Genomic DNA, 13,061 nt, shown 5'->3' on the forward strand with positions numbered 1-13,061 from the left:
CCGCAGCCGGCGCCCGGTCACGCGAGCACGACCTCTCGCTCGACCGGGACGCGGTTGGTCACGTACCGGCCGGGGCCGCCGTCGACGCCCGGCATGATCTGCATGTAGAGCAGGCGCATCGTGAGGACGACCTCGACGGTGAGCTTCTCGCCGGCCTGCGGCGCATGATCGAGCGGGATGACGACCTCAGGCTTGTCGGCGACGAACCAGAGCGTGTCCCACTGCTCGGGCAGCTCCTCGATGCGGTAGCTCCGGCCGTTCAGCTCGAAGCGGAGATCGTCCTTCGGCACCGGCACGCCGTTGACGGATGCCGCGACATCGTCGACTGCCGAGAGCCAGAGGCTCCGGTACCAGGGCAGCTGCACCGAAACGGCGATGCCGTCTTCGCGGCGGTGGACGTCCTGCTCGGAGAAGAGGGAGTTGTGGGTGGCCATGATGAGGGTCCTCGTTCGGTGCGGGTCGGGGGAAGGTGTCGGTGAACGTCTCGTGCGGTACCGGGGTGCCGGCTCGAGCGGGTCCTCGACGGTGCTCAGGCCGGCTGGCGCTCGGCGACGGTCTCTTCGACGGCGCGCCGCATGAGCGCGTGCTGCTTCTTGACCAGGTCGATGGGGTCGGACTCGCCCAGGTCGGAGAACGCATGGCCCTCCCACTCGCTGGAGAGGTAGCCCTGGTAGCCGCCCTGGACGAACTGGCGCACGATCCGAGGGATGTCCATCGCCGGCTCCTCGCCGTCGGGGCCGATGTCGTAGAACTTCGCGTGCACGTGGAAGATCTGCGGCATGATGTCGAGCCACTCCTCCGGCGGCACCAGCCCGTGCATGTTGAACGCGAGCCGGGTGAAGGGGCCGAACCGCAGCGGATCGACGCCCTCGGCCGTCAGGTAGTCCTCGAACTTCTGGTTGCGCACGTGCATGGGCGTGGGCTCGTGCCAGATCTCGTCCATCACGGGGAAGTGCTTCTCGTCCATGCCCATCTGGCGGAGCGTCCGCAACAGCGTCGGAGAGAGGCTGTGCATCGTCGAGGAGAAGTCCGCGGTGAACCCGAGCCGGTCGGACTGCAGTTCGTCGTACATCTCGCGCATCTGCAGCACCTGCGGATCGTTCGGCCCCGATGGCGCGTGGATCTCGTAGCCGAGCTTCTGGTCGTACTTCTCGGCCAGCGGCAGCAGGCTGCGCAGCAGCTCCTTGCCGTGGGAGCGGATGACGACCTTCGTGAAGCCGAGGGTGTGCGCGGTCTTGAGCTGGCGGGCGAGGAAGTCGTGCTCCTCGTCGGGCGTCATGTCGCGATCCTTGCGGCGTCCCATGTCGAGGTTGGTGCCGATCGCGCTGGGCTCCAGTCCGTAGCGGTCCATGCTGTCGCGCCAGATGCGGACGAAATCGTCGTCCACATCGGGGTATGTGCGCAGCATCTGCGCGATGTTGAACTCGATACCCGGGCCGAGCCCGTGGTCGGCCGCCGCCTTGATGAGGGTCTCCGGTGTGTAGAGGCCCGCGGCGAACTCCGAGGTGAGCGAATAGAGGGTGATCCCGAGCTTGATCCCGGTGCCGGCGATGCCGTCAGTCATGGTTGGTCCCTGCCCTGAGTGTGTCGATGGGTCGTCGGTGGGGCTCAGCCCCGGACGGGCTGAGCGAGGTGGTCATGGAGCAGGCTCCGCGCCTCGGCGGCATCCGTGATCATGCGCGAGCCGGCGTCGGCGGCGGCGGAGCGCTGGACGGCCTGCTCGCCGGCGATGATCTCGAACGGGCTCTGCCAGTGGTTCCAATGCCAGCCCTCGTATTCGCTGGAGATCGCACCGGAGTACCCGTTCTCGACGAGCAGCCGGATGAGGTCCCGCACGGGCACGGAGGGCTCTTCGCCGTTCTCGTCGATACCGAAGAACTTGCCGTGCACATGACGGATCCACGGCATGATCTCGAGCCAGTCGTCCACACGGGCCGGGCCGAACAGCCCGGTGCCGTTGATCCCGAAGTCGATTCCCAGGTCGGGGCGACCGTTCTGGGCTGCCAAGCCGATGAAGCGGCCGAAGCGCTGGCCGTGCTCCGCCTGGTCGGCGGGCGGACCCTGCTCGTAGAACTCGTTCCACAGGCCGGTGACCTGCGCGAGGAGGTCCTCGGACGCGCCGCGACGGCGGTACGCCTCGATGAGCGACGGTGCGAATCCCGAGACGGTGGCGCCCCAGTCCATGGTGAAACCGAGGAACGGCGAGCCGACCTGCTCGAACCGGTCGCGCAACGCCAGGATGCGCGGGTGCGAGGCGTATTGGTCGGCGTGCACTTCGAGCGCAAGGGTGACACCGTGCTCCTCCGCGATCGGCGCCAGCGCCTGCATCGAGTCGGGGGTGATCGAGATCTGCACGCGCGCGATCGGAAAACCGAGCTTGGCGGCCGCCTTGATCTGCAGTGTCATGTAGTCGATCAGCTCGTCCTGCGTGAGCAGTCGATCGCGGTGGATGCCGATATCCGCGTTCACTGCGAGCGACGTGGTCACGAGACCCAGCTCGGCGACCAGATCGCGGAACCACCCTGCGTACGAGTCGTCGATCGAGGGGAACCCGCGGAAGCTCGAGAATCCGATGATCTCGAGGCCCGGCCCGTAGCCGTCGGCCGCCACCTTGCGGATGAGTCCCTCGAGGTCGTACTCGCGGGCGTGGAACGCGCGCGTGAAGCTGTAGAGCGTGACGCCCTGGATGGGCGTTCCCCGTGTCGTCATGCCGCCACCTCTATTCCCTGTCGTACGGTCATGGTCTTCGTGTCGTGCTCTTCGATGTGCAGCGTCTCGTCGTCGCCGATGATGATGTACGGGATGTAGAGGATCAGATCCACCCGCACCTCGTGCTCGCGCGCATCGCTCAGCGGGATCTCTCCCGACAGCACGGCGGAGTCGGTCGGGAACCACCACTCATCGGCCTCGGTCACCAGCTCGTCGAAGCGGAACTCGCGGCCGTTCATGCGCCAGCGCAGCGACTCCGCCGGCGCCTCCACCCCGTCCACGGTCAGCTTCGCGCCGGCGATGCACGACCCCGGCAGCGCGCGGTACCAGGGCAGCCGGACCTCGAGCGCGGTCCGCGGCCCCTCGGTCGTGAGCGTGCCCTGCTCGATGATGCGGTCGGGGATCACGATGACCTCCAGGTTCTGGGCCGACGCGGTCGGCCGGACATCTTTGTCATTGTTTCTACACTCTAATGTCTGAATAAGACAGAAGCAAGATCGCCTCTACCGGCCGGTCAATTTCTCGGAGATCGCGCGGGCCCCGTTGATGGCGAGGGCCACCCCCGTCAGCGTCGGATTGCACGCCGTCGCCGTGGGAATGACCCCGTTGCCGGCGACGAACAGTCGCGGCACGTCCCACACTTCGCCCTGAGGTGAGCACACGGTGGAACCGTCGTCGGACGCGCCGAGGCGGGTCGTCCCCTGATAGTGCAGCGAGGCGCCCAGAGGCATCACGAAGGCGCTTTCGTCCAGAGGCTCGCCCACGGCCTTGCCGAGGCGCACGATCTCCTGCTTGCCACGGGCGATCACCTCATGGTCGCGCGGAGTGAGCCTGTAGTGCACCGTCATCGCCGGCATCCCGTATCCGTCCACGTCGTGATCAGAGAACTCGACACGATCCGAGGCCTGCAGATCCTTCGCGCAGAACAGGCCGAGCCCCACGATCGAACCGGGAGCGGCCGGGTCGTCGTCGGCGAGCTTCACCGGCGAGGCGTCCAGCTGCATCACCTGCCCGTGGAAGGGCATGTCGTCAGTGAAGGGCACCCACGTCACACCGCTGTACTCGCTCAGACCGGTGGCGGCGCCGCTATCGCCGGTGTCCGCCGACGGAAGGTCGCGGATGCGGACGGCGAAGACGATCTGCGCCTGGTCGTTGAGATAGCGGCCGAGGGCGTCGGGACGGATGCCGGACGCCCACAGCAGCTGCGGCGTGCGCAGGGCGTCCGCGGCGACGACCACGAATTCCGCGCGGACCTCTGCGCTCTCGCCGGTGCGTCGGTCGGTGACGACGACGCCCGCGGCGCGGCCGTCCTCGACCAGCACGCGCGTGACCAGGGACTCGTCGAAGAGGGTGAATCCCGGGTTGGCGCGCGTGACGTCGCCGAACACGACATCCGAACCCGACCACACGAGGTTGCCGTCGTCTCGGCGGTGCACCGCGAGCGGCATCCGCTGCACCCGCGTCGCCGCGATGCGTCCGGCATCCTCCGCCGCGGCCAGTCGCTCTCGGACAAGGTCGCCGTAGGGCGAACTGTCGAACGCGTCAGTCGTCACACCCAGAAGCCGTTCCGCCTCTGAGAGCAGCTCGTCGAAGCTGCCCGCGGCGTCGAGGACCGCGATCCGCTCGCTGTCGTTCGGCCGTGGGCAGGCGCCGGTCCAGTGCGCAGCCATGCCCCCGACGTTGCTCGACATGGCCGCCACGGGCAGCCCGTCTTCGCCGTCCACCTGGTAGCCGCTCTCCAGCAGGAATGTGCCCGGCCGGGCGCGTCGCTGCGTCGTCTTGACGATGCCGCCCGTGCGATCGGCGCTCTCCTTCGCGTGCGGGCCCTCCGACCGCGTCTGCGCGCTGGCGCGCTGCGCGGGATCGGCGATGTTCTTCACGTGCGCACCCGGCGGGTCCGAGATCGTCGGGCCGACCTCGAACATCGCGATCTTCGCACCCGGCGCCCGTTCGCTCAGGATGCGGGCGTACGTCGCCCCGGCGGGGCCGCTGCCCACGATCACGACGTCGACCGCGTCGGGGTAGTCACGCGCGCTCATGCGCTCGCCGCCAGATCCCGGATGTACTGCACCGACTCGGCCGACGCGGTCTGGGGGTAGTACTCGAGTCCGATGGGGCCGTCGTAGCCCGATGCACGCAGGAGCGCGAGGGATGCCGGCCAGTCGATGTCGCCGCTGCCGGGCTCGCCGCGGCCGGGCGCATCGGCGATCTGCACGTAGCGGATCAGGTCACCCGCGTTCGCGAGCTCGGCCGCCGGATCCTCACCCTCGACGGTGGAGTGGTAGAGGTCGTACAGCACGCCGAAGAAGGGCGAGTCGACGCCCCGCGCGACGTAGACGGCCTCGGCCGTGCGGTCCAGGAGCGAACCGGGGTGGTCCACGCGCACGTTGACGGGTTCCAGCACCAGCGTCACGCCCGAACCGTCGATCTGCGCGGCGGCCTTCTGGTAGATCTCGACGAGCTTGTCGAGCTGCACCTGCCGCTTCCAGCCGCCGAAGCCTGTGCCGCTGCCGACGACGATGCGGGGCGTGCCGAGGAGGTGCGCGATCTCCACTCCCTCGTCGAGCTTGCGATAGAACTCGGAGTGGTCCCACGGCGGGATCATGAACTGCGTGCGCGGCTCGGACAACTGCGCCGTGAGCTGCGTGCCGGTCTCTTCGAGGGCCGCCTTGAGCGCGGGCAGATCCTTCGGGGTCGATGGGGCATCCACGCCCGTCGGTCCCCACATCTCGACGGCGGTGAATCCGGTCGCGGCCGCGGCGCGGACCCGGTCGTGGTAGTCGCCCGCCTCGGTGAAGAGGAGTTCGATGTTGGGGGCGAGCTGGTACACGGTGTGTCTCCTCGGGGGTCAGAACATGGGGTGGTCGTGGGCGCCATGCACGGGGAGCTGTTGCCGCACGTCCCGGTGCTCGACGAACTTCTCGAACGCCGCGCGGATGCCGGCGCTCACGGGCTCAGCCCTTCAAGCCGCCCGCGAAGCCCTGGATGAAGCGCTTCTGGGCGAAGAGATAGAACGCCAGGATGGGGATCATCGAGACGATCACAATGGCGAAGATCTTGTTCCACGACGAGACGAGCGAGCCGATGTAGTAATACATCGCGACAGGGAGCGTCTGGTTGTCGGAGCCGCCGAGGAAGATCAACGAGGTGAAGAAGTCGTTCCACACGATGAGACCCGCGAGGATCGCGACGGTCCCGGTGGCGGGTGACATGAGGGGCAGCACGATGCGGAAGAAGATCTGGGTCCGCGAGGCGCCGTCGATGGTCGCGGCTTCCTCGTACTCGGTGCCCAGGCCGCGGAAGAAGCCGGCGTAGAGGAAGATCGACAGCGGCAGGAGCATCCCCGTGTAGAGGATGATCATGCCCCAGATCGAGCCGGTGAGGCCCACGGTGCGTGCACCGATGTACAGCGGGACCGTGCCCAGCTGCGTGGGCAGGACGATCGCGATGAGGAAGAGATAGAACACCGCGCGGCTCCAGCGCCGCGTGCTGCGCGCGATGACATAGCCGGTGAGCGCGCCCAGCAGCACGAGGCCGAGGATGCTGCCGGCCGTGATGATGATGCTGTTCACGAGGCCCTGGATCACGTTCGAGTTGCCCTGCGCTGTCAGCACCTCGGTGAAGTTGCTGAAGTCGAGACTCGACGGCGGGGCCAGGTTCGATGTCGTGAGCACCTCCTCGTCCGACTTGAGCGCCGTGGTGACGAGGAAATAGAAGGGCGCCAGGAACAGGACGGCGAGCACCCAGAAGATGACTTCGCGCAACCCGGTGAGCTTGGTGTATCGAAACATGTCAGGCCTCCTCGGGACGGCCGCTGGTCACTCGCTGCTGGACGACGGCGAAGACGAGGATGATGAGGGTCAGGACGAGGGCCAGCGCTGCGCCGTAGCCGAAGTTGCCCAGGGCGAAGGACTCCTTGTAGACCTGCGTGGCGAGCGTCTCGGTCGCGCCGGCCGGGCCGCCGCCGGTGAGCGCCATGATCTGGTCGAAGACCCGCAGGCCGTTGACGAGACCCAGCGTGGTCGCGATGGCGACCGCCGGCCTGATCGACGGGAACGTGACGTGCCAGAAACGCTGCCGCAGGCCGGCGCCGTCGATGGCCGCGGCTTCCTCGATCTCGACGGGCACCGCCGCGAGACCGGCCATGTAGATGACCATCGCGAAGCCGGTGTTCTGCCACACGATCACGATGAGGACGGTCCAGATCGCCCAGGTGGGGTCGGCGACCCATGCCTTGGCGAACTCGCCGAGTCCCATCGCCCGCAGCACGCCGTTGATCGGGCCGTTGTAGTCGAAGATGAACTTCCACACGTACGAGACGGCCAGCGGGCTCAGCACGACGGGCATGAAGAAGAGGACGCGGAGGGCGTAACGCGTCTTGGGGCCGCGGTTCAGGCCGAGTGCGAGTGCGAGACCGGCGATGTTGCTGAGGATCACCGACGCGAATGCCAGGAACAGCGTGTTGACCACTGCGCCGATCTGCGTCGGGTCCTCGAAGATCGCGATGAAGTTGTCGAGGCCGATCCAGGTGAAGTCGCCGATCCCCGACCAGTCGGTGAATGCGAAGAACCCGCCGATCGCCGTGGCGACGTAGTGGATCGCGAGGACGAGGAGGATGCCGGGCAGCGCCCACCACCAGTACCCGAACTTCAGCAGGCCAGGCCGACGGGGTGCGGTGTCGCGCCGGCGGCCCCGGCGATCGCGCTTCGGAACGATCAGCGCTTCGGTCTCGGAGTTCAGTGTCGCGGTCATGATCCCTCGTGTTCGTACGGCATCGTGCGGAGGGCGCGGCCGCCCGGGGATGTGGTCCCGGGCGGCCGCGTCCGGATCACTCGCCCCAGGCGGCGTCCATGTTCTGCAGAACCTGCTCGACCGTGCTCTGACCCGTCAGCAGACCCTGCACGCCCACCTGCAGCGCCTCGTACACCGCGGGGTTCGGCCAGATGTTGTTCGGCAGCGGCGCATACGACCCTTCGGCGAGGAGGTCGACGACGGGCGAGTAGATCGTGTCGCTGAGGTCGAGATCCTGGTAGGACGAGATCGGCAGCAGACCGGATGCCTCGTAGTAGATCTCCTGCGCCTCGGGCGTCGCCAGCCAGTCGACGAACTCGGAGGCGGCGTCCTTGTTCTTGGACGCGGCGTTGATCGAGATCGTGTAGTTGGAGCTCGCGATGATGTACGGGTCGCCGCCATCGGCTGCCGGGAAGGGCTGCACCTTGAAGTCGGCCTCCGGCGGGGCGGCGCTCGCGATCTCCACGGCGGAGCCGGAGGGGATGAAGCTGCCGACCGAGGTGCCCTGCGAGAGCCCGTTGGTGATGGCGTCGAAGCCACCGCCCTCGGCGCCGGGCTGGAAGCAGCCGCCCTCGTTCAGGTCGATGATCGTCTGGAGGGTATCCGCCCAGCCCTCGCTCTCGGCGAAGGTGGTGTCGCCTGCGGCGCGCTGCTCGTTCCAGTCGGGATCCTCGGCGTACACCCGCGTGGCGGCGATTCCCTGTGCGGTCAGACCGGCGTTCGGGCCGGCGGCGCCGGCGAGCGCGAGGAGGGACTTCCCCTCGGCGGCGAGCGCGGAGCAGGCGTCGAAGAGGTCGGACTCCGTCGCCGGCCACTCGTCGAGCCCGTTCATCGCGGCCGTGCCCATGCTCGCCACGAATCCGGCGATCGTGAAGTCCATCGGCTGGCCGTAGACATCGCCGTCGATCTCGAAGATCGATTCGCTGCCGGCCGGAACGAGCTCAGCCGCGGTGTCACCCAGAGGCTCGAGGAACCCCGCCTCGGCGAGGGGGATGATGCCGCGGGCGTCGCCCGAACCCGGCGTCGTCTGGACGACATCGGCGGCGTTGCCGGCCTGGAACTGGGTGCGGATGGTCTCGCCGTACTTGTCGTTCGGCGTCGGGTTCGTCGTGATGGTGACGTCCGGGTTGGCGTCCATGTATGCCTTGGCGAGGGTCTCGTACGGGCTCTCGAGGTTGTTCGACGTCGCGAACGTGAAGGAGAACTCCGCGGCGCCGTCGCCCGAGTCGCCCGAGTCGCCGGAGTCGCCGCCCGAGCCGGAGCAGCCGGCGAGAAGCAGGGCCCCCACCACGGGGACCGCGATGATCGCCGCTCGGCGAGCAGCCGAGGAACGGTGCTGTGTCATTTCCAGCCTTTCTGACTTCGTTGTCGGCGGCTCGATCCTTCGAGCGCCTGTGCTGTGATCTCAGTATGTCGGGGATGCGCCAGAAACACACATAAGTATTGACGATACTGCGCATAACTTTGGGCCACCCCCTGAGCGCACGGCGAACGACGCACGCCTGGGCCTCGCCGACGATCGTCGACGAGGCCCAGGCGTGCGATCTGAGCGGGAGCTAGCCCGGCAGCCCTGCTGCCTCGACGGCGTGCATCGAGCGCCGGATCAGATCGTGCTGCTTGCGTACGAGAAGGAGCGGGTCGACCTCGCCGAGCTCGGCGAACGCGTGACCCTCCCACTCGCTCGACCAGTAGCCGCGGTACCCGCCCTCGACGAAGACGCGGACGAGCTCCGGGTAGTCGATCGCCGGCTCCTGGCCGTTCTCATCGATGTCGTAGAACTTCGCGTGCACGTGCAGGATCTGCGGCATGATGTCTGCCCACTCCCGCGGATCGACGTGGCCGTGCATGTTGAACGCCAGGTGCGCGAACGAGCCGAGCCGGCCGGGGTCGAAGTCACGGCCCTGGAGATAGGCGATGAAATCCTGCTGCCGCTCGCGCATCGAGGCATCCGTCGCCCAGATGCGCTGCAGCTGCAGGGTCGCCTCGTCGTCGAGGCCTGCCCGGCGCACCGCGCGCAGGAGCGTCGGCGACATCGCGTGCATGGTCGACGAGAAGTCGGCGACGAAGCCCAGCAGCGGCGAGTCGAGGTCGGCGTAGGCCTCGCGAACCTTGAGGATCTCGGGCGCGTTCGGCCCCATCGGCGCGTGGATCTCGTACGCGAGCTTCAGCTCGAGGCTCTCGGCGACCGGCAGCAGGCGTCGCAGCAGCTCCGGCTTCGCGCTCTGGATGCGCACGAGCGGGAAACCGAGCTTCTTCGCACCCTGGAAGAGCAGCTCGCTGAACTCGAACTCCTCGTCGGGCGTCATGTCGCGGTCGCGGCGCCTGCCCATGTCGAGGTTCGCGCCGAACGAGCTCTCGTCGAAGCCGTGCCTGTCGAAGGCCGCGCGCCACTGCGTGACGAACTCGTCCGAGACGACGGGGTAGGTGGGCAGCACCTGCGACGCGACGATCTCGATGCCGGGACCGATACCGAGCTCGGCCACGCGGTCGAGCAATCCGTCGAAGTCGTACCAGCCGGCGCGGAACTCGGCGCTCGCCGAGTACAGCGTGAGGCCGAGCTTGAACGGATCGTCCTCCGCCGCGGGAGGCGGTGGCGTGACATCCGACGCCGTCGCGAGCGGCGGCGCGTCCTCGTCGGTGACCGTCAGCCTGAAGGCCTGCCGCACGATGTTGGGCACGTACATGCCCGGGCCGCCGTCCTGACCGGGGGCGATCTGCATGTAGGGCAGGCGCAGCTCGCCGAAGATCTCGACCTCGTGCTGCTCGCCGAGGACGACGGGCTGGTCGAGGCGGGCGACGAGGAGCGGATGCTGCTGCAGGAACCAGAGCGTCTCGCTCCGTTCCGGCAGCTCTGAGATCACGTAGCGGGTGCTGCCGAGTTCGAAGGCGAGGTCCTCGACCGGGATCTCGGTTCCGTCGACCGTGAGGCGCAACGACGAGACCGACGAGAGCCAGAGGCTTCGGTACCAGGGGATCGTGAGCTTCAGCGCGAGCCCGTCCGGGTGCGGGCGAAGGCTGTCTTCGGCGATGAGTCCGTTGGGCATTGTTCTCCGGTCGGGTTTCAGAGGCGGGAGGCTATGGAGCGGATGAGCGAGTGCTGGCGCCGCACCTGCTCGATCGATCGCCAGGGGGTGCGCTCACCCTCGTACTCGCTCGAGAGGTAGCCGGAGTACCCGGCGTCCTTGAGGGCGCGGAGCACGGGCTCCCAGGGAATCTGCTGGTCTTCGAGGTTCTCGTCGATGTCGTGGAACTTGGCCTGGATGAAGACGACGTACTTCGCGATGTCGGCGATGTCGGCGGGGTCGACGGCGATCCCGTCCATGAAGGCGGGACGACGGCCGGGCAGCTCGCCCGGCTTGAGCGGGATCGGCCGGTCCTGGAAGATGCCGGTGTCCAGCAGCAGTCCGAAGTGCTTCGTTCCGGTGCGCTCGATGAGGCCGATGTAGTCATCCACGACCTCGTGCTTGATCGGGGTCGGCGCATGGATCTCGGGGCAGATGACGACGTCGAGCTCGGCCGCGAGGTCGAGGGATCGCTCGACGGACTCCGTCCAGATCGGGTGCGGGACGAGGTCGCTCGACACGACTCCGATCTTGGGGCGCACGAAGCGGAAGCCGAGGCGCTTCGCGAGGCGGAGGTCGCGCTGCAGCATCGCCGCACCCTCGGCCGCCGTCAGATCGCGGGCGTGGAGACCGCTCGAGTGCAGGCGGGTGTCGATCCACGAGCCGTAGTTCGTGGGTTCGAGGGAGTACTTCTCGAGCAGGGCGAACCAGCGGTCGATCCACTCGCTGGTGGGATCGGGGTACCGCTCGATGTGCCCCTCGCCGAGGATCTCGACGCCGGTCGCCCCGACATCGGCGACCGCGGCGAGCGCGGTCTCGAGATCCATCACGGTGCCGAAGTCGGTCATGAAGCTGTAGAGGCTCACACCGTAGCGGAAGGGCCCGCCGTCTTCCGCCGACGTGAGGGTGATGTGCCGTGAGACCTCGTAGGTCGACGGCTGGTGCTCCTGCGGGATGTACGACATGCGCAGTCGCAGCTGGATGGAGACCTCGTGCGCGCCCTCCGGCAGGCCGCCGGGATGCGGCACGGTGACGATCGCGGCCTCCTCCAGCGGCCAGCGCACGCCCTCCGAGTCCCAGAGCTCCTGAAGCGAATACGTGCGGCCGCCGAAGGTCCACCGCGGAACGTCCGCCCCCACGTCGACCAGATCGCCCACCCGCACCGCGACACCGTCGATGAGGGACGCCGCCATCCCGCGGTACGACGGCATGCGGAGGCGGAACTGGAAGCCGGTGATCTCACCGCCTTCGCGCACATTCCGGAAGCCGACGGACTGGATGAGATCTCTCTCGAGAAGCATCGATGCTCGCTCTCTGGGTGGGGACCACGACGTCGTCGAGGGCCGGGAAGTCGCTTCAAGACTATCAGCGTTAGGCCTATTTCAGACATAAGTAAGTGTGATGAGCGCATAATCGCGACGTGGTCTGCCCATCGTTGCGAGCGATGCCGCCTACCGTGCACATAGATTGCGCGGATACACTGTTTCGAGGCGTCCCGAAAAACGAGGAGCACATCGTCGTGTCCGATCAACCGCTCCTCTCGCGGCTCGACCTGAACCTGCTCGTCGCGCTGGACGCTCTCCTCACCGAGCGCAGCGTGACGCGCGCCGCGGAGCGACTGCACCTGAGCCAGCCGGCGCTGAGTGCGTCCCTGGCGCGGCTGCGGACGCACTTCAACGACCCGATCCTCGCCCGCCGCGGCAACACCTACGAGCTCACGCCGCTCGCGCTCCGCCTCACCGAGCACACGACGACGGCCCTGGAAGCAGCGCGCCGTGTCTTCGAGAGCCAGGCGACGTGGAGTCCGCGGGAGTCGACCCGCGAGTTCTCGATCTACGGCTCGGACTACGGCTTCGCGACCATCGGCAGCGAGGTATCACGTCTCGCCGCCGAGGCTGCGCCCGGCGTGCGCTTCCGCTTCATGCTCCACAACCCGTCGATCGTCGACGACGCGCTCAACCGGCTGCGCTCGGCCGACGGCATGGTCATCCCGCACGGATACCTCGCCGACCTTCCCTACGCCGACCTGTGGCGCGACGGCTGGGTCGTGGTCGCCTCGCAGTCGAACGAACGGGTCGGCGACGAACTCACGATGGACGTGCTCGGCGCGCTGCCGTGGGTCTTCACGTATCAATCCCGCACGGCGTTCACCTCAGCGGCACGGCAGCTGCAGCAGCTCGGCATCGAACCACACGTCGAAGCGGTGGTCGAGAGCTTCCTCGCCCTGCCTCACTTCATCGCTGGGACGAATCGCCTCGGCCTGATCCAGGCCGGACTCGCCCACGTCGCGGAGTCCGTCGCGGGTGTCCGCATCCTCGAAGCCCCCTTCGACGCGACGCCCGTCGTCAACGCGCTGTGGTGGCATCCCGTGCACGGCCGCGACCCCGAGCACGCGTGGATGCGCGGCATCTTCGCACAGGCCGCGGCATCGGTGTCGAGCGGCCGGACCACCGTCCCGGTCGCCGAGCCGGTCTGAGAGCCACCGTCACGGACGCGGCC

General features: G+C 67.9%; 12 protein-coding genes. 1 reads left to right on the forward strand and 11 read right to left on the reverse strand.

Going from position 1 to position 13,061, the window contains the following annotated elements; all coding sequences use genetic code 11:
• Positions 1 to 17 precede the first annotated feature (17 nt).
• From Q9R08_RS15450 to Q9R08_RS15500, 11 genes are all read right to left on the reverse strand, one after another.
• Positions 18 to 434 (reverse strand): C-glycoside deglycosidase beta subunit domain-containing protein, encoded by a 417-nt coding sequence (locus Q9R08_RS15450; RefSeq protein ID WP_308869006.1) that lies wholly within the window; start codon positions 432 to 434, stop codon positions 18 to 20.
• A 95-nt stretch (positions 435 to 529) separates the two neighbouring features.
• Positions 530 to 1,564: a sugar phosphate isomerase/epimerase family protein gene (locus Q9R08_RS15455; protein WP_308869007.1), complete on the reverse strand. Its 1,035-nt coding sequence runs from the start codon at positions 1,562 to 1,564 to the stop codon at positions 530 to 532.
• Positions 1,565 to 1,608: 44 nt separating this feature from the next.
• Positions 1,609 to 2,709, reverse strand: coding sequence for a sugar phosphate isomerase/epimerase family protein (locus Q9R08_RS15460; protein WP_308869009.1), 1,101 nt, complete (start codon positions 2,707 to 2,709; stop codon positions 1,609 to 1,611).
• Positions 2,706 to 3,116 (reverse strand): C-glycoside deglycosidase beta subunit domain-containing protein, encoded by a 411-nt coding sequence (locus Q9R08_RS15465; protein WP_308869011.1) that lies wholly within the window; start codon positions 3,114 to 3,116, stop codon positions 2,706 to 2,708. Before Q9R08_RS15465 ends, Q9R08_RS15460 begins: the two co-directional genes overlap by 4 nt.
• Positions 3,117 to 3,212: 96 nt before the next feature.
• Positions 3,213 to 4,748, reverse strand: a complete 1,536-nt coding sequence (locus Q9R08_RS15470) for a GMC oxidoreductase (protein WP_308869013.1) — start codon at positions 4,746 to 4,748, stop codon at positions 3,213 to 3,215.
• Positions 4,745 to 5,539: a TIM barrel protein gene (locus tag Q9R08_RS15475; protein WP_308869015.1), complete on the reverse strand. Its 795-nt coding sequence runs from the start codon at positions 5,537 to 5,539 to the stop codon at positions 4,745 to 4,747. The genes Q9R08_RS15470 and Q9R08_RS15475 overlap by 4 nt, the downstream gene beginning before the upstream one ends.
• Before the next feature lie 124 nt (positions 5,540 to 5,663).
• Complete coding sequence (locus Q9R08_RS15480) at positions 5,664 to 6,500, reverse strand: carbohydrate ABC transporter permease (RefSeq protein WP_308869017.1); 837 nt, start codon at positions 6,498 to 6,500, stop codon at positions 5,664 to 5,666.
• A gap of 1 nt (position 6,501) precedes the next feature.
• Positions 6,502 to 7,461 (reverse strand): carbohydrate ABC transporter permease, encoded by a 960-nt coding sequence (locus tag Q9R08_RS15485; RefSeq protein WP_308869018.1) that lies wholly within the window; start codon positions 7,459 to 7,461, stop codon positions 6,502 to 6,504.
• 76 nt (positions 7,462 to 7,537) lie between these two features.
• Positions 7,538 to 8,845, reverse strand: coding sequence for an extracellular solute-binding protein (locus Q9R08_RS15490; RefSeq protein WP_308869019.1), 1,308 nt, complete (start codon positions 8,843 to 8,845; stop codon positions 7,538 to 7,540).
• Positions 8,846 to 9,056: 211 nt separating this feature from the next.
• Positions 9,057 to 10,544 carry a C-glycoside deglycosidase beta subunit domain-containing protein gene (locus Q9R08_RS15495; RefSeq protein WP_308869020.1) on the reverse strand — a complete coding sequence of 496 codons (1,488 nt, stop codon included), beginning with the start codon at positions 10,542 to 10,544 and terminating at the stop codon, positions 9,057 to 9,059.
• A 17-nt stretch (positions 10,545 to 10,561) separates the two neighbouring features.
• Positions 10,562 to 11,863, reverse strand: coding sequence for a C-glycoside deglycosidase beta subunit domain-containing protein (locus tag Q9R08_RS15500; protein WP_308869021.1), 1,302 nt, complete (start codon positions 11,861 to 11,863; stop codon positions 10,562 to 10,564).
• Positions 11,864 to 12,081: 218 nt separating this feature from the next.
• Between Q9R08_RS15500 and Q9R08_RS15505 the strand changes: the two genes are divergently transcribed.
• On the forward strand, positions 12,082 to 13,038 hold the full coding sequence (locus Q9R08_RS15505) for a LysR family transcriptional regulator (protein ID WP_308869022.1): 957 nt from the start codon (positions 12,082 to 12,084) through the stop codon (positions 13,036 to 13,038).
• The last annotated feature ends 23 nt before the right edge of the window (positions 13,039 to 13,061 follow it).

It is taken from the genome of Microbacterium psychrotolerans, from assembly GCF_031085295.1.
Taxonomy (GTDB): domain Bacteria; phylum Actinomycetota; class Actinomycetes; order Actinomycetales; family Microbacteriaceae; genus Microbacterium; species Microbacterium psychrotolerans.